The following is a 20,105-nucleotide window of genomic DNA, read 5'->3' on the forward strand; positions in this document are numbered from 1 at the left end:
CGCCGGGGCCCGGGAACCGTACGGTTCCCGGGCCCCGGCGGCTTACCGGCCTCAAGGCGGCCGGAGCTATGCCTCCTCGTGCCGCACCGACAGCAGGTCCTCCAGCTGCTCCTCACGCGACTGGGCCGCGACGAACAGCAGCTCGTCACCGGCTTCCAGCGCGTCCTCCTTGTTGGGCGTGAGCACCCGCGTGCCGCGGATGATCGTGACCAGGGAGGTGTCCTCGGGCCACTCCACATCGCCGACCCGGGTGCCGGCCAGTGCGGCCTCCGGCGGCAGCGTCAGCTCGACGAGGTTGGCGTCGCCGTGGCTGAAGCGCAGCAGCCGCACCAGGTCGCCGACGCTGACGGCCTCCTCGACCAGGGCCGACATCAGACGCGGTGTGGAGACCGCGACATCGACGCCCCAGGACTCGTTGAACAGCCACTCGTTCTTGGGGTTGTTGACCCGTGCGACCACCCGCGGCACGCCGTACTCGGTCTTGGCGAGCAGCGAGACGACGAGGTTGACCTTGTCGTCGCCGGTCGCCGCGATGACGACGTTGCAGCGCTGCAGCGCCGCCTCGTCGAGCGAGGTGATCTCGCAGGCGTCGGCCAGCAGCCACTCGGCCAGCGGCACCCGCTCGACCGAGATGGCGGTCGGCGCCTTGTCGATGAGCAGGATCTCGTGCCCGTTTTCGAGGAGTTCGCCGGCGATGGAACGGCCCACCGCGCCCGCGCCCGCAATCGCGACCCTCATGACTGCGCCCCCTCAGGACCCGTGGCGAATGCCGCTTCGACCTTCTCGACCTCGTCGGTGCGCATCATCACGTGCACCAGGTCGCCTTCCTGCAGCACCGTCTGCGAGGTCGGCAGCATCGCCTCGCCCAGCCGGGTGAGGAAGGCGACGCGGACGCCGGTCTCCTCCTGCAGCGTGCTGATCTTGTGCCCGACCCAGGAGGGGTCGGTGTGCACCTCGGCGAGCTGGACGCCGCCGCTCGGGTCGCGCCACAGCGGCTCGGCCCCCGACGGCAGCAGCCGGCGCAGCATCTGGTCGGCCGTCCAGCGGACGGTGGCGACGGTGGGGATGCCCAGGCGCTGGTAGACCTCGGCGCGGCGCGGGTCGTAGATACGGGCCGCGACGTTCTCGACGCCGAACATCTCGCGGGCCACCCGGGCGGCGATGATGTTGGAGTTGTCACCGCTGGAGACGGCCGCGAAGGCGCCCGCCTCCTCGATACCGGCCTCGCGCAGGGTGTCCTGGTCGAAGCCGACGCCGGTCACCCGGCGGCCGCCGAAGGACGAGCCCAGGCGACGGAACGCGGTCGGGTCCTGGTCGACCACCGCGATGGTGTGCCCCTGGCTCTCCAGGGTCTGTGCCAGCGCGGAGCCCACGCGCCCGCACCCCATGATGACGATGTGCATGCTGATTACCCCGTGCCCTGTACTAGCGCGATGACCTGCACAAACACCCTGCTCACTACTTTCTTCTCCCAGTACCGGCGACACGAGGCCACGGCTCGCGACACGGACCCGGGCGGGCAACGGGAGCGCCACCCACGCCGTGGTCCGGTACAACCGTATCCGTAATGCCGCTCCTGGTAGGGGGCGCGGTGGGCGGCATTCGGATGTGGACCTGCCCGGCCGGGCGACCGTCTCCCGCGCCGGGCTGCGCCGTGCCGGGTCCGTAAGGCACGCTGAACCGTGTGCCCAACCTGCCTCTCCAGCCCCAACAGGGCTCATACACCTCGCACATGGTGGTCTGCGGCGACGATGCGCTGGCGCACCGGCTCGCCGCCGAGCTCCAGGACGTCTACGGCGAACGGGTGACGCTGGTCGTCCCCTCCGCCCGGGAGCCGCACCGGCCCCGCATCCCGCCGCCGGCCCGCGCGCTCGACCGGGCGACCGCGCTCCTGGGCCGGGTGTCCGCGGCGGTCGCCCGTACCCCGCCGGTGTCGTCCGAGGAGCCCGGGGACGGTGCGGAGCCGCCGGAGGAGACCGTACGGATCCTGGAGGCGGCGCAGCCGGACGACCTGGCGCTGACCGAGGCGGGCATCGCCGAGGCGGGCGCGCTGGCGCTGGTCTACGACGACGACGAGCTCAACATCCACGCCGCGCTGCGCGCCCGCCGGCTCAATCCCCGCCTGCGACTGGTCATCCGGCTCTACAACCGCAAACTCGGCCAGCATCTGGAGGAGTTGCTCGACCAGGCCGCGGCGGTCGCCGCCCTGGACGCCGACGGCGGCGGAGGCGCGGTGGACGCCGACGCCTCCACGACGGTGCTGTCCGACGCCGATACGGTGGCCCCCGCGCTGGTGGCCACCGCGGTCGCCGGGACCAGCAAGGTCATCGAGGCGGACGGGCTGCTGCTGCGGGCGGCGGAGCGGCCGCCGGTGCCGCCCGGCCGGCCCGGTGCCCCCGGCGTGTGCACCCTGGCGCTGCTGCCCGCCTCGGCCAACGACCCCGACCAGGAGCCGAGTTCGGCCGGCGGCGAGGAGGGGCTGATGCTGCTGCCGGACGAGGCCGCCGTCACGGACGCCGCCGGCTGCGGCACCGTCGTCCTGGAGACCGTCTCCTATACGGGGCGGCCGGTGCGCCCCGCCCGGCTGCGCGGCCGGGGCGCACCCCTCGCCTCGCTCTTCTCGCGGCGGCTGCGCTGGTCCCTGGCCGGTGTCGTCGGCGCGGTGCTGGCGCTGGCCGTCGCGTCCTGGCTCACCACCGGTCTGGACCCGGTGCACGGCGCCTACCTCACGCTGCTGGACCTCTTCGCGATCAACGACCCGGCGCTCGGCCAGCCGCTGCCCCGCAAGATCCTGCAGCTGCTGTCCGGGCTGACCGGCCTGTTGCTGCTGCCGGTGCTGGTCGCGGCGGCGTTCGAGGGGCTGGGTACCTTCCGCAGCGCCTCGGCGCTGCGCCGCCCGCCGCGCGGTCTGTCGGGGCATGTGGTGCTGCTCGGCCTCGGCAAGGTCGGCACCCGCGTCCTGGCGCGCCTGCACGAGATGGGCATCCCCGTGGTGTGCATCGAGGCGGACCCGGAGGCGCGGGGCATCGCACTGGCCCGCCGGCTGCGGGTGCCCACCGTCCTGGGGGACGTCACCCAGGAAGGAGTCCTGGAGGCCGCGCTGATCGAGCGGGCGGCCTCGCTGCTCGCCCTCAGCAGCGCGGACACCACGAACCTGGAGGCCGCCCTCTACGCCCGCAGCGTCACCCCGCGGCTGCGGGTCACCCTGCGGCTGTTCGACGACCGGTTCGCCACCGCCGTCTACCGCACCCTGCGCGCGGCCCACCCCCGGGCGCTCACCCGCAGCCGCAGCACCTCCTTCCTGGCCGCGCCCGCTTTCGGCGGCGCGATGATGGGGCGGCAGATCCTGGGGGCCATCCCCGTCGAGCGCCGGGTGCTGCTGGTCGCCCGGGTCGAGGTGCGCGGCAATGCCGCGCTGGAGGGCCGTACGGTCGCCGAGGTGCTGCGGCCGGGGCGGCTGCGGGTGCTGGCGGTGGACACCTCGGCCCCCGACGACCCGGAGGCGCAGGCCGCGGCCGCCGCGCCACCTCCGGACGCCGCCGAGCGCGAACCGGCCCGCCTGGTGCACGAGCTCGGCGACGACTACGTCCTCCGGCCGCAGGACCGGGTGCTGCTGGTGGCCACCCGGCAGGGGCTGGGGGATCTGCACGCCCGGCAGCCGCGGGCCACGGGAGCCGGGGTCAGAGCCGGCGGCGCCGGGGCCCGGCAGGGCTGAGCCGGGCGGGTCCGCTCCCGCCCGGTCACCTTCCGCCCGCCGCCTGCGGTCCGCCCGCCGCGGGATCTCACCGTGACCCCCGCATCGCGCCCCGTCACCGCCACGATCACTCCGTGACGACCCCCACCGTTCCTGTAACGGGCACCGGCGGCGCGTGACGAACGCCACAGCCCGCTTCGCCGCGTTGGTGCCATGCGCGCGACGTGCGGATCCTGTGCAGGCACCGGCCTGCGAGGCGCCCCTCAGCAGGCCGGATGCGCCTCGCCCGCCCCGCCGCGCGCTTCGGCGCGGGGAGCGGGTGGGCGCGGACCTTGACGAAGGCTTAGCATCCTCTGCGTGTCCAAACTGACCGACGTGCCCAAACGGATCTTGATCGGGCGCGCACTGCGCAGCGACAGGCTCGGGGAGACCCTCCTTCCCAAGCGCATCGCACTCCCCGTCTTCGCCTCCGACCCGCTCTCCTCGGTGGCCTATGCGCCCGGCGAGGTGCTGCTCGTCCTGTCCGTCGCGGGTGTGTCGGCGTACAGCTTCAGCCCCTGGATCGCGGTCGCGGTCGTGGTGCTGATGTTCACGGTCGTGGCGTCGTACCGGCAGAACGTGCACGCCTACCCGAGCGGCGGCGGCGACTACGAGGTCGCCACCACCAACCTCGGCCCCAAGGCGGGACTCACGGTCGCCAGCGCACTGCTCGTCGACTATGTGCTGACCGTCGCGGTCTCCATCTCCTCCGGTATCGAGAACCTGGGTTCCGCGATCCCGTTCGTCGTCGAGCACAAGACGCTCTGCGCGGTCGCCGTCATCGTGCTGCTGACGCTGATGAACCTGCGGGGCGTCAAGGAGTCGGGCAAGCTCTTCGCGATCCCGACGTATGTCTTCGTGGCCGGCGTCTTCATCATGATCGCCTGGGGCGTCATCCGTGGCGTGGTCATGGGCGACACGATGAAGGCCCCCACCGCCGACTACGCCATCCACGCCGAACAAGGCGGCCTGGCCGGCTTCGCGCTCATCTTCCTTCTCCTGCGCGCCTTTTCCTCCGGCTGTGCGGCGCTCACCGGCGTCGAGGCGATCTCCAACGGCGTCCCCGCCTTCCGCAAGCCGAAGTCCAAGAACGCCGCGACCACCCTGGCCCTCATGGGCGGCCTGGCCGTCACCATGTTCTGCGGCATCATCGGCCTGGCCATGGCCACCAACGTCAGGATGGCCGAGAACCCGGCCACCGACCTGCTCCTCCACGGCAAGCCGCTCGGCTCCGGCTACACCCAGAATCCGGTCATCTCGCAGGTGGCCGAGGCGGTCTTCGGCAAGGGCAGCTTCCTCTTCGTCATCCTGGCCGCCGCCACCGCACTGGTGCTGTTCCTCGCCGCCAATACGGCCTACAACGGCTTCCCGCTGCTCGGCTCGATCCTCGCCCAGGACCGCTATCTGCCGCGCCAGCTGCACACCCGCGGCGACCGCCTGGCGTTCTCCAACGGCATCGTCCTGCTGGCCGGCGCCGCCGCGATCCTCGTCTACCTCTACGGCGCGGACTCCACCCGGCTCATCCAGCTCTACATCGTCGGCGTCTTCGTCTCCTTCACGCTCAGCCAGACCGGCATGGTCCGTCACTGGAACCGCCATCTGCTGACCGAGACCGACCCGGCCGAGCGCCGCCGGATGCACCGCTCGCGCGCCATCAACGCCTTCGGCGCCTTCTTCACCGGCCTGGTGCTCGTCGTCGTCCTCCTGACGAAGTTCACCCACGGCGCCTGGGTCGCGCTGCTCGGCATGGTCGTCTTCTTCGTGACGATGTCCGCGATCCGCCGCCACTACGACCGGGTCGCCGACGAGATCGCCGCCGAGGAGACCCTCGACGACGACGTGGTCCGCCCCTCCCGGGTGCACTCCCTCGTCCTGGTCTCCAAGGTGCACAAGCCCACCCTGCGCGCCCTGAACTACGCCAAGCTGATGCGCTCGGACAGCCTCGAAGCGGTCAGCGTGGACGTGGACCAGGCCGACACCAAGGCCCTGCGGGAGGAGTGGGAGCGCCGCGGCATCGAGGTGCCGCTGAAGGTCCTGGCCTCCCCGTACCGCGAGATCACCCGGCCGATCATCGACTACGTCAAGTCGCTGCGCCGGGAGAGCCCGCGCGACGCCGTCTCCGTTTACATCCCCGAGTACGTCGTCGGCCACTGGTACGAGCACCTGCTGCACAACCAGTCCGCACTGCGCCTCAAGGGCCGCCTCCTGTTTACCCCCGGCGTCATGGTCACCTCCGTGCCCTGGCAGCTGGACTCCTCCGAGGCCGCCAAGCTGCGCGCCCGCAAGCGCGCGGAGTGGAACGCGCCGGGTGCCGTCCGCCGCGGTCCGGTCGCCCAGCCGAAGAAGGACAAGGCGGCCACCAAGAAGTAGCCGCCGCCCGGACCGGCGTCACGGCGCCGGTCCGGCCGGCAGGGCGGCCACGACAGGGCGCGGGGGCCGGGGCACCACACGCCGGGCCGTAGACTTGACGGTCGGCGTCCCGCCGTACCGCCCCGCAGCACCCCACCTCAGGAGCCCTCCCGCCATGCAGGCAGAACCGAAGAAGTCGCTGGTCGGCGAGGAGTACGAGGTCGAGGTCGGCCCGGTCGCACACGGCGGCCACTGCGTCGCCCGCACCGACGAGGGCCAGGTCCTCTTCGTACGCCACGCCCTCCCCGGCGAACGCGTCATCGTCCGCGTCACCGACGGCGAAGAGGGCGCCCGCTTCCTGCGCGCCGACGCCGTACGGATCCTGGAGCCTTCCAAGGACCGGGTCGAGGCGCCCTGCCCGTTCTCCGGCCCGGGCCGCTGCGGTGGCTGCGACTGGCAGCACGCCAAGCCCGGCGCCCAGCGCCGCCTCAAGGGCGACGTGGTGGCCGAGCAGCTGATGCGACTGGCCGGACTGACCCCCGAGGCGGCCGGCTGGGACGGCACGGTCGAGCCCGCCCCCGGCGACAAGGTCGCCCCGGGCGAGGTCCCGGCCTGGCGCACCCGCGTCCAGTACGCCGTCGACGCCGAGGGCCGCGCGGGCCTGCGCAAGCACCGCTCGCACGACATCGAGCCGATCACCCACTGCATGATCGCTGCCCCCGGCGTCTCCGAACTCGGCATCGAGCACCGCGACTGGCCCCAGATCGCCACCGTCGAGGCGATCGCCGCCACCGGCTCCCTCGACCGCCAGGTCATCCTGACCCCCAAGCCCGGCGGCCGCCTCCCGATCGTCGAACTCGACAAGCCCGTCTCCGTCCTGCGCATCGGCGAAAAGGACGAACAGGTCCACCGCGTCCACGGCCGCCCCTTCGTCCGCGAACGCGCCGCCGGCCGCACCTGGCGGGTCGGCAACGGCGGCTTCTGGCAGGTCCACCCGAAGGCCGCCGACCTCCTCGTCGAGGCCGTCATGCAGGGCCTGATGCCCAAGAAGGGCGACATGGCCCTCGACCTGTACTGCGGTGTCGGCCTCTTCGCCGGCGCCCTCGCCGAACGCGTCGGCGACAAGGGCGCGGTCCTCGGCATCGAATCCGGCAAGCGCGCCGCCGAGGACGCCCGCCACAACCTCGCCGACCTCGACCGCGTACGCATCGAACACGGCAAGGTCGAGGCGATCCTCCCCCGCACCGGCATCACCGACGTCGACCTCGTCGTCCTCGACCCACCCCGCGCCGGCGCCGGCAAACAAACCGTCACCCACCTCGCCTCCCTCACCCCCCGCCGCATCGCCTACGTCGCCTGCGACCCGGCCGCCCTCGCCCGCGACCTCAAGTACTTCGCGGATGCGGGGTATGCACCACGGCGGATGCGGGCGTTTGATTTGTTTCCTATGACCCACCACGTCGAGTGCGTCGTGATCCTTGAGAGGGCGGCAAAGGGCGCCTGACCTGCGGTTTTGCGCGTGCGCATTATGTGCAGTGTGGGCGTTACGGGCGATATCTTGACGCTGAAATGACGCTCGTGACGCTCAAATGACGCTCGTTCTGACGGGGCGTCACCTGGCTGATCGTGCAGGTCACGCTGGCTGGGAGGCGCGCTTCCCAGGGCTGGTTTTGCGGGAACTTGAAGAAAATTCGGCTGGGCTTCGGTGCCGCTGATTGCGGTGGCAGGCGCGCTGCCGCCGTACTTCGGCGGGCCGGACGTTTGGCGGAGCGGGCGTCAGTAGGTGGGGCCGTAGGGGCTCCAGTGCCCGAGGAAGGGCTTCAGGTCGTCGGCGCGTGGCTCGGGAATGTCGGTCAGCCGGGGCGGTGTGTTCAGTGGGTCGAGGCGCTCCACGGTGGCCGCTGCCCAGCTGATCCATGCTTCGGCCTCAGTTCTGGCCTGGCCCGGCGGCATGGCGTCGACTCGCGTACGTACAGCGCTCACGTATTCGGTCAGTCCGGTGGCGTGGCGCCATGCCGCTTCCTGCGCTTCGAGATGCCTGACGCGGTACGCCTCGGCATACCGGATGCGGGCTTCTTCCATGGCGGCTTCCCAGCGGATGCGCTTCTGGCGTGCCGCTTCGATCTCGTCCAGGCGTCTGCGTTCGGCGGCTTCGCCGCGGAGGGTGACCTCTTGGGCGATCTCGGCGAGCTGGTCTTCCAGGGGGCGGCCGGGGGTGTCGGACCATTCGGTGGCCCGGTGCGGTTGGCCGCCGCTGAGGACGAAGCGGAGACGCTCGGACGGGGTGTAGTCGAAGCGGGGGATCCTGACCCAGGAGTCCTTCTTGGCCGCGGCGAGTTCCCTCTCGGCGGCGACATGTTCGGTCCGGTCTTGCTCCTGGAGGACAAGGAACCCCACAGTCTGGCCCTGTGCGGTAATGGTGAAGTGGGGAGATGCCCTGCGGCGGCGATGAGACGGGGGCGCGAAGCCGGTCTGCCCTGCCGAACTGGAATGTCCTTCGGCCTCGGCAGCGGTGATCAGCGCCTGGACGAGCCGGAGGGCACGTCCTTGGACGGGCTTCGTGAGGCCCAGTGGCTGTTGTTCGTTCTGCATGGCCCGGACCACGGTGTGCGGCCGCGTGAGCCGGGAGGTAACAGGGACGGGTTCGAGGACGGCGAGGCGCCAGGCGGGGATGTCGACGAGCTTGATCTCATACCCGCCATGGCACCAACCCCCGTACAGCTCCCTCGTCTCCGGGACCCTTCCGGACCTGCGTGCCGCGGCGACGCGGGACGGCCACTTCTCCAAGTCCGGACCGCTGCCACTCTTGACGATCCTGCCGCCGGCCTCCGCGAGCTCTTGCAGCAGCTGCTCCGTGAACGTCACCCGAGGCTGTGATGGAGGGCTTGGCTTCCGCCCGGCGGCCGGAGTTTCCTGCGCTCGGGTGGACTGGGGTCGTGGGGCGGCGGCCTGGGTCTTCCGCGGGCGTGACCTGCGGGGAGGGTACGTGCCGTGCGCCAGGTAGTGCTGGCCTGCACTCGTCAGGGCGACGCTCCACTGCCCGGCCTTCCGGGAGACCGTGACCAGGCCCCGGTTCTGCAGTGCCTGACAGGTGGTCTTGTAGGAGCTGGTCTCCCAAACGCCAGCGGGACACCCGGCTCCCACCCACTGCAGCACTGACAGTTGCCGCTCATTGACCTGTCGCTCCAATGGTCCGCCTTCGACTTGAGGTTGACATACGACGGCGGCATGTTGTCAGTTCTGTTTGTAAGCGACGGACGGTTCGAAAAAATTCGCTCGAACGAGCTGGGGCTGACGCGGGCCGTGTGTACGCAGCGATGGCGGCGTAACGCCGACCGGTGCGTGGCTGGCTCTTCGCCGAAGGGAGCGATGAGCTGCCATTGAGCGGGCGAACTGGATGTCCGTGCGAGCGGCGAATTCAGCCGTTGCCGTCTGTTCGGCCTCCGTGAGCAGCTGGCGAGTCACCTCGGGGGCTTCGGTCAGAGCCTTCAGCCACTGAGCTTCGCGCGCAAGCGTCGGCTCGTGGTGCCCAGGACGGGGTTGATGGCGTACTCCAGACCGGGAACGGGCGGGGATGAGCCACCCGAGCAGACTCCCCGCTGCCACTCGGAGGACGTCGACCTCGTTCCGGGCTTCGCCCGTGACGTGTCCGGTCTCGGTCACCATGGGACGGGTGATCTGGAGGTGCGGCTCCGTACGCCGCGGGACGTGGAGCGGGCTCAGCATCTGTTCCGGGCAAGCTATGCGGCGGCGTGATCGGCTGCCGCTGCCTGCTTCGTAGCGGGCTGCGCTTCGTGTCGTGTGCGGTCGTGGGGGGAGCCTCGCGACGTGGGGGCAGGGTACGGCGGTGGACTATCTATGGTGCGTGGGATCGCCGGTTTGGCCAACCGGTCATCCCACGCTGTTTGTTGCCCCACATCTTCCCCGCCAGTGATTAGCTCGAACAGCTGGCGGTTACCCCGGTGCCGTGACCGCCGGAACCATCACTCCAAGGGCGACAACAGGGCCGCCTGGCGCTCGGTTTCCCAGAAACTTCGAACTCTGCCAGAGGTACAGATCCTCATGCACGATGGCGATGGGGCTACCCGGCCCACCCGCCTTGGAGCACACCCCCTCAAGATCCGAAAGGTAGTGGCTTCTACCGGTCATCGGCTCGGGTGTCCCGTATGGTTCGGTGCTGTCGCATGCTGGCCTGTTCGTGGATTCAGGGGACGCCGATGACACAGCAGCTTTGGAGCAGCCGGAGGCATCAGACCGCGATCGGCCGAGTCGGTCTCTCGATGCCGGCCCGTCGCGCGCTCGGCGACCTACAGCTGGAACCCGCCATGCGAGTACTGGACTACGGGTGCGGGCGTGGCGGCGATGTACGGGCACTGCAGTACCTCGGCCTCGATGCCGCGGGGTGGGACCCGGTGCACTTTCCGGACGGGCGGCGCGAGCTGGCCGAGGTAGTCCTTCTCACCTATGTCCTGAACGTCATTGAGAATCCCGCCGAACGACGAGAGACACTTCTACGGGCTTGGGACCTCGCCAAATCGGCGCTCGTGGTGTCCGCGCGGTTGAGGTGGGAGCGCAACCAGATCAAAGGCACGGAGTACGGCGACGGCATCCTCACGCAGCGCCGCACCTTCCAGCATCTTTACGCCGCCGGCGAGCTTCGCGACTACGTCGAGGAAGCCACCGGTGTGCGTTGCGTGTCGGCGGCGCCCGGCATCGTTTACGCGTTCAAGGACGATGCGGCCCGCCTGAGTTATCTGGCCCGCCAGGTCGCCCCCGAGGGGGGATGGCTGGCGTCCGAGGATACCGCCTCGGCGATCACCTCGATCGTCGATCATCTCGAACAGCGCGGCAGGATGCCTCAGCTGGAGGAAATGCCGCAACCCATCATCAGCCTCCTCGGCCACCTGCGTCCCGCTGAGCTCAAGCGCCTTGCCGAGCAGGAAGCCGACCCCGTGAAGGTCGAGCGGAGCGCCGAGCGTGGAGCCCTCGACACTCTGCTTTTCCTCGCGCTGGAGCTGTTTCACGGCCGAGGCCCGGTCAGCAGTCTGCCTCTGCCGGTTCAACTGGACATCCGTGCCTTCTTCCCTTCCTACACCGAGGCGTGCCAGCGAGCGGATCGGCTGCTGTTCAAGCTGCGTGACGACGCATACGTCCGTCGGGCGATGAACGGATCGATCGCCGGCAAGTTCACCGCAACCGCCCTGTACGTGCACCGTCGCGCTCTCCACCGGATCCCGGCCGTGCTGCGCCTGTACGAGCAGTGCGCGAGTATCGCTGCCGGCCGCCCTGGAGAGTGGTCCGTCGTCAAGCTCCGCCATCAGGGTCGCGGCGTCAGCTGGCTCGACTACCCCGAGTTCGACACGGATCCCCACCCGCGGATCGCGGCCTCGTACGCCGTCGACCTGAAGACCCTCAAGTCCTCCTTCACCTCGTACGCGGAATCCACCAATCGTCCCCTGCTGCACCGTAAGCACGAGTTCCTTGCTGAGGACGATCCCGACGCACCCAAGTACCGGAGGCTCACGGAGGCCGAGGTGCGCGCTGGCCTCTACGAGAGTCCGCACCTGATCGGCACGGAAGAGGGCTGGGGGCGCGAACTCGTACGCTGCGCGCGGGAGTTGCGGGGTCACCGGCTCGTGCGCCGCACCACCAGCACCTGAGCGTCGCACCGGCTCTCGGCATCGGAGCGATTGTCAGTGTCGTGTGCCACGCTCTACCCATGACCACTACCCGGATGGAGGGCCCCTGCCTGCCCTCGTACCGCACGCTGTCCGCCCTCGCGCTGTCCGAGCCCGAGGACCACGTCCGTGAATTCACCGACTGGGTGGAGCATGCCTCCGCCGTTACCGCTCTCCCCGGGGCACAGAACAGCTGGGATACGGCCTACAAGTGGCTGCGACTCGCCCAGGGCCTGCGCACGGTGACGTTGGACATGTCGTACGACGACGGCATGTGCTCGGCGGGCCTCGACTTCGACGCTGTCTGGACCGAGATGATGGAGGAGTGGCAGCAGCACCAGGTCCGTCTCGGCTATCTGCGTGCAGCACTTGAAGGATTCGGCCGGCTGCTGCACCCGGACACCGCGGAGCCTGGACTGGCGGTCGAGGCCGCGGAACAACGGCTGCACCATCATGCCGACGCATGGCCAGTGCACGCTCGCGCGGTCGCCGACCACCTGCGGACACATGCCCCGGACGGGGTGCCAGGCGCCGGCATGCCGGTGGCGGCAGCGGTGACTCAGGCGATTGCCTTGCACGAGATGGTCGTTCACGGCCGTGCTGTCGTCCCCGAGCCGGACAGCGACGCGGACGGGAAGGTCTTTCCCACCGGGCACGCTGAGGTCTGCGCGGTCAAGGAAGCCTCCACAGTGCTGCTGCTGGGGCTACAGCTGCTGATGGCGGCAGCGGTGCAGGAGGGCCGCGTCGCCGTTTTCGACGACAAGTACCTTTTCGACGGCATGTGGATTCCCGACTCCTCGGGCGGCAGCCGCTGGGTGGATGAAGAGATGCCCTACGGCGAGTACCTCGCCGTCCTCCACCTGCAGCCCGGTGAGCCACCCGAGTTCTAATCCCACCAGGTGAGGTGGCCTGCTCGGCACAATCAGGTCATGGTCCAGCTGGAGTCACATGCTCCCTCGTCCTCGTCGAGGTCACATTCCCCCGGGCTTCATCGGTGATGGCCTGAGTGAGCGGGATCCCGTGCCTCGTGAGATCTCGGCATCCTGCCTGAACGCGTGGTCATGGGGTTGGTGACGTGGCCCCCGGGGTGTAGGTCAAGATCGGTGTGTGGGAGCCGTATGGATGGCTGGCAGTGATCGAGTGGTTCTCTCGCAGCTGCCTCTGCCCGCTAGAGGACCGGATGGGCATGGTCGGGTGGCGCGCTTTGTGACGTCGCTACTTGCGGTCGCTCGCTCTGCTCATGCGGTGTATGGGTAGGGGTCGCACTCAGCTCCCGGTTGTGCTACTCCACAAGGGGGCAATCGGCAGGTACTGGGGGATTGGCTCCGGCGTTGAGTGGGGAGTATCTATGTGGCTCAGTAGGTTGTCTCCAGTGTCGGCGCCGTCTGCGATGCTGGCGCTGACCTTACGGAAGGGGGCAGAGCGTGGCTCGCGTCGAAGGACCCGCAAAGAGCCTCACCTGGAGGGCTCGACTTGACGAACTGATCTCCCGTGCTTCGAGATCGCAGCGTCAGGTGGCGGCTGAGCCAGGGTGCCTATTCTGCATGCGCGAGGACGCGTCTCTCAATACAGTTCAGAGGGAGAACGACACCTGTTACGTGAGACTTGATAACTATCCAGCGGCAGACGGACACATTGAAGTTGTTCCAAAGCGTCACATCGTGTCCTTCTTTGAGCTAACCCCTCGTGAAGTCCTGGATGCGTACGCTCTGCTAGTTGAGAGTCAAGCGGAACTAAACTCGAGGCATCAGCCAGACGGCTACACAATTGGCGTTAATGAAGGCAGGGCCGCGGGGCGCACTATTGATCACCTGCATATCCATCTAGTTCCGCGACATGATGGGGATGTTGCTGATCCTCGGGGGGGTATCCGGCAGGTTCTCCCTGGACCGAGTCCAGATACATGGGCTGGATAAGCAAGCTCAGTCACCCTAAGAACAGTCAACATAGCCCCTTTAGGCATGTCCCGTAGCGAGAAACCAGGCCCCTCGAGTGGAGGAGCGTTGCGGGGCCCGAAGCCAATTGCTTCGAGCCCCGATCGTTGCGGCCTGCTCGGCATGTATCAGGTCATGCACCAGCCGGAGTCGCAAGCCTCGTCGTCGTCATCGACGTCATCTACCCCCGGGCTCTGGTCGGGGATGGCTTGGGTGAGGGGGATGCCGTACCTCGTGAGATACACGGCATCCCGCCCGAGTGCGGCCCGCCGACGGTTGATCGTCTCCTCCAGTCGGACCGACTGAGCGAACAACTCGGGCTCGTGCCGACGCTGGTGGCGCCAGGCGCCGACGGTGCGGAAGGGGCAGAAGAAGCAGGAGCTCTTGGGCGGTACTGGCAGGCCGGCCTCGGCGATGATGCGCTCGCAGTCGTCCCGGCGCAGCCCGAGGTCGAGGAGGGGGTATTCGATGACCTCGTGGGCTTCCCTCCGCCGGCGGTTGGCGCGATGGATTTCGTCGAGCGATATGCCGATGCCGACCGCGGCCGGGGCCTCCGCGGTGGCGCCATGCTCCCGAAGCCACCGCCCGACCACCTTGATCTTGAAGTCGGCGGTGCAGTTGCGGCGGCCCGGAGCGCCGTTCGCCATGCGGACCGGGATGGGGATCGACCGGGTGTCCGGCCGGTTCAGCCGCTGCATGAGCGTTTCCGTGGCCCCGTCGCGGCGGCGCCGCTTGAGCTCATGGACGTCCAGTCCCGCACTTGCGGCGTACGGGACGGCGATCTCGCGCACGTACGCGAGGGTCGCCGGATGCTCGCTGTCGTCGCCGACATTGGCGAACAGGAAGGTGCGGAAGTCGATCTCTCCGCGCGCGGCGAGTACGAGCAGGGCTGTGCTCTGTACGCCGCCTCCGTAGGAGACGGCCTTCACTTGATGGTGGTTGGGCTCGCTGGAAGTGGCGCGAGGACTGAAGTCGGCGGGATTGGCGTGATGGGCTCCGGAGGGCTGCTGCAAGATCGACATATGAGAGACAGTATGGATGGAGTGATCGAGAAGCAAGTGTTTCTCTCACTGCTGTTGGCGAACGCGAAGGTCTGTAATACCGCTGGCGTCCACAGGCCGCGGGCTACGGCTGGGGCTTGATGGTGACGGAGTATCCCTGGGCCAGGACGGACGCCAGGAACTCGGCCGCGGTGCCGTGGTCGGCGCTGGTGAAGGTCTGTGCGGCAGGCAGTGGCTGTCGAGGAGGGCGAGCCCTCGGCGCGGTGAGTCTGCGACCACGAGGCTTCTGAGAAGCGCGCCGCCCTGCACGGAGCGCGGCAACTTCGGAAGCGACGATGGTTCGCTGCCGCTGTCGCCCGTCGTCCAGGATCGTCTCAAGGAGCCACAGCGGAGAGCCGGAGATGAGAAGGTCGGCGGCGGCGATGCGGTGCCGGTTGCGCCAGCGAGAGATTGCCTGTGCGTCCTGCCCGAGAACGCGCGCTGCCTCCTGGATGCCGATTACGACTGGGAGTTGCCCCTTGTCCTCTGGGTCGTAGCCGAGAGGGATGCCAGCCTTGTAAGCGGCTAGCCTTTCCCGGTTGACTTTGCGGTCGCCTTCGCCGTCGAGTCGCATGACCGTGCTCAGCAGCCAGTACGGATTGCCCGAAGCGATCAGATCGGGCTCGTCGAGCGTGCCTTCTGTCCGCCACCGTTGTGACGTCTGCCGCTCCACGTGGAAGAGGAAGGCGATCTCGGCGTGCCCGAGGAGGAACGGGACGCGTACCTCTGCCATGAGACGGCCTTCCCCATCACCCTGTGCCCGTGTTCATCGGCGATGCGCTGGCGACCACGCCGTGACTGTGATCTTAGGCGTGCTCAATGCCCGGTCGCAGCTCCCACGATCCCACTTCGGTGTAGTAGCGGCCGAAGTGCTGGAGCCAGGCCGCGAGCGTCTCGGTCGTTCTGCGCGCCTGCTCCTCTGTATCTCCTGTCCGCTCGGCGATGGCCCGCTGGAGCTCGATGTTGCTGAGACGCTGTTCTGCGGTGAGTTGACCAAGTTCCGGGATCGCATGCAGGCGGGCCTCGACCTCAGCGTTGAAGGCTTCCTCAGTGAGGCCGGCGGGGACATCGAGCATGGCCAGGTCGCGCACAATGCCAGCCTCGACCAGCGAGGTGAATCCCTGGCGCCCGCCGTAGAGGGCGTAGACGTTCTCCGGTCTCCTTGTCTCCGGGAACCAGTAGGGGGCCGCTTCGTCCTCGGACGGCGGAGTGATGCGCTCGCTCCTCAGGAGTTCGGCCTGCTGCCGCACGAGGGCTGCGGCGTGGGGTGTGGCTATCGTCGATCGGGCGTTGATCTGGCCGAGGACGCGCTGTACTTCGGGGTGGTCGATCGGCACCTCCAACAAGAGTTCCACGTTGGCGTTCGGTACGCGTCCAGTGGCTTTGCCGGTCAGGTTGGCGGAGCCGACCAGACAGCGGCCGCCGGCACCGTAGAGCTTGGCGTGGAGGGACGGACACAAGGCAATGGAAATGCGTTCGTCATTCTGGGCAGCTTCGATGATCTCCGGGTCGGAGACCCCGGCGGCTACCTCCGCCGGGGTCCAGCGCGTGACACACGTGATCTTCTGGACGGAGGAGGGCACCGCGGCGATGGTCTCCTCGAAGATCGCCTTCTTGATGAAGGGGGCGATGATGACCACCTCTTCGGCGGCGTCCTCCATCATGTCCGCGACCTGCTGCCAGACATGGTCCGGCTGCGTCACTCCTCTTCGCTCCCGTCCTCGATGAAGTCACGGGCGTACCGGCCCCAGTCGCTTCGGGCATCCGCGATGACCCGGCGCGCCTTCTTGTTGGGGATCTCGTCCTCCATCCGTGCCCAGGAGAAGATGAGCAGCTTGAAGGTCTCGGTCGCACGGGCGAGCCGCTGGCGGAGCTCTGCGTCGTTGGAGTCCTCGGGCACGTCCTCAAGGACGGCCATCAACTTGCTGTGCAGGGGGTGTTCCGTGTTGAAGGACACCTGGAGCATGCCGGCGAGCAGGTCGATGTTGAAGAAGGCGGATGAGTCCTGGGGGCTGGAGATCCAGCGGACGCGCCAGTCGTTCTCCATGGCCTCGTCGACCAGGGTCTGGGCGGTGTCCTCGTCGACGTGGTGTCGCTCGGTCAGCGCGGTCAGCTGCTCTTGGCGCTTGTCGGCTTCCGTAGCCTCCTCGGCGAGGAGGTCGGTCGTACCGGTGTACCCGTCCTCCTGCCGGCGCTTGACGGCGTCCGTGGCCTTGGAGGTGACGTCCTGGTCATACCGCTTCTTGCCCTTCCGGCCGCCCAGCGTCTGTTGCTTCAGCTTCTTGCGCAGTTTGCCCAGGAGACCCTTGAGGTACTGGGCGAGGTCGATCAGTGGCAGCCGGGGGTCGCCGAGTTCCCGCAGGCGGTCCTTGAACTGCTTGGGTGTCTCGTCGGAGTCCTGTTCAGCCGACCAGTCGAAGTCGGCGAGTGATGAGAACACGACGGCGGTCTGCTTGTTGTTGGTGACGCCGAACACCTCGTCGAGCTCGGGCGGGAAGTCCACCTCGACGCCCCACCACCGCTCCACGGGGTCGTAACCGATCGCCCACGAGGTATCGAGGTCGAGCTCGCGGCCCTTGCGGACCAGGGAGACGCCGATGTTCCGACGGGCGTGCTGTCCCCACTTCTGGGCACCAGCGTCCCGGTTCGGGTTGGCCGTGTCGGGCCACGGATGGTCGGAGACATCAGAACGGCGGGCTTCAGGCCGGGCGATGGATGCGCGCACCGTTACGGTGTGCTGCGTGCCATCGACCGTGATGGGATAGCGGTAGACCCCGGGTTCGGCCTCGTTGCCCATGTGGAAGGGCTCGAACATGGGGGTGCTGTTGAACGGCGCGGGCGTGCCGGTCTTCGCCATGAGGTACAAGGGGTCATTGGGTTCGGCGTAGTAGGCGCCGTTGTCCCCTTCGTTGACCTTCTCGATGACCTTCCCGTCGCGAACGGGAGCCATCTTGATGTCCACGGAGCCGTCGTTTAGGTAGTGCCGGTACACACGACCGATCAGCTCGGCGGTGTTGCGCAGGGTGGCGCCGGCACTGTGCCACTTGACGCGGTCCAGGTTCGTCCAGACGACGAGGGTGCCGCTGGCGCCCAGGGGCACCTCGCTGAGGTCGTCCCAGTACTCTGGAACACGGCGAGGGATGGGGTCGGGAACCTCATCCTGCCCGTTGGTGATCTCGTCCAGGTCAAGGTAGGTGTACAGAGCGTTCGCAGGGCTGTTCTTCCACGACCAGACCTCGACCTTGGTGCACTGGGACATACTGGAGTTGGGCAGGCCCATGCCGAAGCGGCCAATTCGGTTGCGGTCGTCGCCGAGACCGTCTCCGTACTTCAGGGCGCGGCGCAGGAGTTCGCTGTCCATGCCCTTGCCGTTGTCGAGGACGGCGATCTTGTCCACCCGGTACCTGGTCTGGGTGGCGCCCTCGATGGGGCTCTCGCAGGCGAAGACCTGTACCAGCGTGGCTTCGGCGTCGATGCTGTTGTCGATCAGCTCGGCGAGCGCGTAGGCGGTGTTTTTGTAGCCGCTGTCGCGCATGGCCTTGACGGTCAGCGAAGGGCTGACGATCCGGTAGTTGTTTCCTTCGCCGGTCACGCTGTCTCCCATACGTCTTCCCAGTTGGTGAATGCTTCGGCGACGTCGCCGAACCCGGGGAGCTCCGGGTCGACGACGGTGACGATCTCGCAGGTTTCGGTTCCGCCGGCCTTGGGGCCGCGGATGACCCGACCGACCATCTGGCTGTACAGCACCAGGGACTTGGTCGGCCGGGCGATGACGGCGGCGCTGGCCGCGGGCGCGTCGAAGCCCGTGGTCAGGACTCCGAAGTTGCACAGGATCATCGGGCGCCGCGCCGCGCTCTTGAAACGACGGATGGCGTCGCTTCGGTGCCGTGGCGAGGACTCGCCGGTCACGAATACCGCGTCGAGGCCGGCCGCGGACAGCACGGAGGCGATGAGTCGGCAGTGCTGCACCGATGCCGCGAACACGAGGATGCGGCGGTGCTGCTTCTCAAGCAGCTCCATGATTGTCTGGACAACCTTGAGGTTCCACTGCTCGTCCTTCGCGAGCTCGGCGATGATGCTGTCCGGGATCTCGAACGCTCGCGCCAGGCTCTGCTGATCCCGGGCCGACAGATGCATGCCGGCTTCCGCGGCCACCGTGCGCATGATCGGTTTGGCTAGGTAACCCTGGTCGATGAGGGCCGTCACGGGGTTCGTGTAGCCCTCGATCTCCAGCATGACCTTCTGGCGGGAGAAGAAGTCGGCGAGTTCCTCATCCTTGGCGATGTCCGCCCACGTGCGGCCCGGGGTCGCGGTGAGGCCCAGCAAGCTGGAGTCGTGGCGCACTGTCAGGTCGTCCACCACGCCCTGAAACGTGGGGGCGATGATCTGATGGGCCTCGTCGAACACGGTCAGAGTGGCGCGGGATGCCAGCGTGCGCAGGAACTGCGGGTCGGACTTGGCGATTGCGACGGCCTTCTCCAGCCCGAGGACGACCAGTCCGTCGGTCACATCCGCAAGGTCTGGGGCAGCGCTGCCCCACACGCGGAGGACCGGCAGGGGGCGGTCGCCGACCTTGCTCCAGGCGCGCTCGAACTCGGCCGCGGCCTGCTCCAGCAGTTCCTGCCCGTGGGCCAGCCACACCACCAGGGCGGGCCCGTGCTGCCGCAGGTGGTCGCAGATCATGCTCATGCCGGTCCGCGTCTTGCCCACGCCCGTCGGCAGGTGGAGCACGGCCCGGCGGGGGCCGTCGTACAGCAGCTCCTTGACCCGGCGCGCCGCGCGGAGCTGATGGGGGAACAGGGCGTAGTCGGGTGCTGTCTCCCGCTTGAAGGAGGGCAGTTGAGGCTGTGCGCGCTCGACCGTGAAGCCGAAGAACTCCAGAAGCTCCCTGCGCTCGTCAGGCGTCCACTTCAGCGCCTGCAGGTACTCCAGCGGCTGCCCGTCGCCCAGCGACCCGAGCCGTTGCGCCAGTTCCGCCTGCTTGGGGCCGGGAACGAGGTCGAGCAGTACGGCGCGCTCGTCCTCGTCCGCCACCAGGAGCTCAGCGTCGATCGCGATCGCGGCGACGGCTCGTAACCGCTCATCACCCGCCGTTCCTCCTTCGATGAGGTCAAGGAGGCCGCACAGCTCCTTGCCGAGGTGCCGGCGGATGTAGTCCATGGGGGCATTGGCCAGCACTGCATCGAAGGGCATGCCCGGTGACCATGTCGTCACGGCCTCACCTGACCGATGCGGCTGGCGGCAAGCCGTGGGCCGCTCGCATAGGACCGACCATCATCGTGAAGTTCCTCCCCCGGCTCGACGCACACCAAGCAGCGCTTCAACGTGCAGATAGTGCGCCGCTGCAGCATGTCGACCACCCTAGACGGGG

General features: G+C 68.5%; 14 protein-coding genes and 1 pseudogene. 7 read left to right on the plus strand and 8 right to left on the minus strand.

From position 1 onward, the window contains the following. Window positions 1–66: 66 nt before the first annotated feature. Complete coding sequence (locus BKA18_RS27240; RefSeq protein ID WP_006602614.1) at window positions 67–738, minus strand: potassium channel family protein; 672 nt, start codon at window positions 736–738, stop codon at window positions 67–69. Continuing rightward, on the minus strand, window positions 735–1,403 hold the full coding sequence (locus tag BKA18_RS27245; protein ID WP_006602613.1) for a potassium channel family protein: 669 nt from the start codon (window positions 1,401–1,403) through the stop codon (window positions 735–737). Before BKA18_RS27245 ends, BKA18_RS27240 begins: the two co-directional genes overlap by 4 nt. Window positions 1,404–1,732: 329 nt before the next feature. Here BKA18_RS27245 and BKA18_RS27250 point away from each other — a divergent pair, with 329 nt between their 5' ends. The 3 genes from BKA18_RS27250 to BKA18_RS27260 all read left to right on the plus strand — a co-directional run bounded on the left by BKA18_RS27250 (window position 1,733) and on the right by BKA18_RS27260 (window position 7,586). Continuing rightward, window positions 1,733–3,715, plus strand: coding sequence for an NAD-binding protein (locus BKA18_RS27250; protein WP_366046926.1), 1,983 nt, complete (start codon window positions 1,733–1,735; stop codon window positions 3,713–3,715). 336 nt (window positions 3,716–4,051) lie between these two features. Further along, the gene (locus BKA18_RS27255; RefSeq protein ID WP_366046883.1) at window positions 4,052–6,103 is read left to right on the plus strand and encodes an APC family permease; all 2,052 of its coding nucleotides are present in this window, start codon (window positions 4,052–4,054) and stop codon (window positions 6,101–6,103) included. Between the two features lie 154 nt (window positions 6,104–6,257). Next, window positions 6,258–7,586 (plus strand): class I SAM-dependent RNA methyltransferase, encoded by a 1,329-nt coding sequence (locus BKA18_RS27260; RefSeq protein WP_366046884.1) that lies wholly within the window; start codon window positions 6,258–6,260, stop codon window positions 7,584–7,586. Window positions 7,587–7,858: 272 nt separating this feature from the next. On the opposite strand, the gene BKA18_RS27265 is transcribed toward BKA18_RS27260, so the two are convergent. Beyond that, window positions 7,859–8,947: a hypothetical protein gene (locus BKA18_RS27265; protein WP_366046885.1), complete on the minus strand. Its 1,089-nt coding sequence runs from the start codon at window positions 8,945–8,947 to the stop codon at window positions 7,859–7,861. Window positions 8,948–9,694: 747 nt separating this feature from the next. Here BKA18_RS27265 and BKA18_RS27270 point away from each other — a divergent pair. From BKA18_RS27270 to BKA18_RS27285, 4 genes and pseudogenes are all read left to right on the plus strand, one after another. Beyond that, a pseudogene (locus tag BKA18_RS27270) lies at window positions 9,695–9,838 on the plus strand (DUF5655 domain-containing protein); the annotation flags it as partial. Window positions 9,839–10,299: 461 nt separating this feature from the next. After that, the gene (locus tag BKA18_RS27275) at window positions 10,300–11,742 is read left to right on the plus strand and encodes a DNA phosphorothioation-associated putative methyltransferase (RefSeq protein WP_366046886.1); all 1,443 of its coding nucleotides are present in this window, start codon (window positions 10,300–10,302) and stop codon (window positions 11,740–11,742) included. 59 nt (window positions 11,743–11,801) lie between these two features. Continuing rightward, a complete protein-coding gene (locus BKA18_RS27280; RefSeq protein ID WP_366046887.1) occupies window positions 11,802–12,650 on the plus strand; it encodes a hypothetical protein in 849 nt (282 codons plus the stop codon). A 654-nt stretch (window positions 12,651–13,304) separates the two neighbouring features. After that, on the plus strand, window positions 13,305–13,676 hold the full coding sequence (locus tag BKA18_RS27285; protein ID WP_366046888.1) for an HIT family protein: 372 nt from the start codon (window positions 13,305–13,307) through the stop codon (window positions 13,674–13,676). Between the two features lie 146 nt (window positions 13,677–13,822). On the opposite strand, the gene BKA18_RS27290 is transcribed toward BKA18_RS27285, so the two are convergent. The 5 genes from BKA18_RS27290 to BKA18_RS27310 all read right to left on the minus strand — a co-directional run bounded on the left by BKA18_RS27290 (window position 13,823) and on the right by BKA18_RS27310 (window position 19,927). Beyond that, entirely contained in the window at window positions 13,823–14,623 is an 801-nt protein-coding gene (locus tag BKA18_RS27290; protein WP_366046927.1) for an adenine nucleotide alpha hydrolase family protein, read from the minus strand. A 196-nt stretch (window positions 14,624–14,819) separates the two neighbouring features. Further along, window positions 14,820–15,467 (minus strand): hypothetical protein, encoded by a 648-nt coding sequence (locus BKA18_RS27295; RefSeq protein ID WP_366046889.1) that lies wholly within the window; start codon window positions 15,465–15,467, stop codon window positions 14,820–14,822. A gap of 73 nt (window positions 15,468–15,540) precedes the next feature. Continuing rightward, window positions 15,541–16,437 (minus strand): phospholipase D family protein, encoded by an 897-nt coding sequence (locus tag BKA18_RS27300; RefSeq protein ID WP_366046890.1) that lies wholly within the window; start codon window positions 16,435–16,437, stop codon window positions 15,541–15,543. Further along, window positions 16,434–18,326: an ATP-binding protein gene (locus BKA18_RS27305; protein WP_366046891.1), complete on the minus strand. Its 1,893-nt coding sequence runs from the start codon at window positions 18,324–18,326 to the stop codon at window positions 16,434–16,436. The genes BKA18_RS27300 and BKA18_RS27305 overlap by 4 nt, the downstream gene beginning before the upstream one ends. Then, a complete protein-coding gene (locus BKA18_RS27310) occupies window positions 18,323–19,927 on the minus strand; it encodes a DEAD/DEAH box helicase (protein WP_366046892.1) in 1,605 nt (534 codons plus the stop codon). The genes BKA18_RS27305 and BKA18_RS27310 overlap by 4 nt, the downstream gene beginning before the upstream one ends. Window positions 19,928–20,105: the final 178 nt, after the last annotated feature.

Source organism: Streptomyces auratus, from assembly GCF_050433025.1.
Taxonomy (GTDB): Bacteria; Actinomycetota; Actinomycetes; order Streptomycetales; family Streptomycetaceae; genus Streptomyces; species Streptomyces sioyaensis.

Coding starts and splice junctions, on each gene's coding strand:
- BKA18_RS27240 (WP_006602614.1), bottom strand. CDS start 738: ATGAGGGTCGCGATTGCGGGCGCGGGCGCGGTGGGCCGTTCCATCGCC.
- BKA18_RS27245 (WP_006602613.1), bottom strand. CDS start 1,403: ATGCACATCGTCATCATGGGGTGCGGGCGCGTGGGCTCCGCGCTGGCA.
- BKA18_RS27250 (WP_366046926.1), top strand. CDS start 1,733: ATGGTGGTCTGCGGCGACGATGCGCTGGCGCACCGGCTCGCCGCCGAG.
- BKA18_RS27260 (WP_366046884.1), top strand. CDS start 6,258: ATGCAGGCAGAACCGAAGAAGTCGCTGGTCGGCGAGGAGTACGAGGTC.
- BKA18_RS27275 (WP_366046886.1), top strand. CDS start 10,300: ATGACACAGCAGCTTTGGAGCAGCCGGAGGCATCAGACCGCGATCGGC.
- BKA18_RS27280 (WP_366046887.1), top strand. CDS start 11,802: ATGACCACTACCCGGATGGAGGGCCCCTGCCTGCCCTCGTACCGCACG.
- BKA18_RS27285 (WP_366046888.1), top strand. CDS start 13,305: ATGCGCGAGGACGCGTCTCTCAATACAGTTCAGAGGGAGAACGACACC.
- BKA18_RS27295 (WP_366046889.1), bottom strand. CDS start 15,467: ATGGCAGAGGTACGCGTCCCGTTCCTCCTCGGGCACGCCGAGATCGCC.
- BKA18_RS27310 (WP_366046892.1), bottom strand. CDS start 19,927: ATGCCCTTCGATGCAGTGCTGGCCAATGCCCCCATGGACTACATCCGC.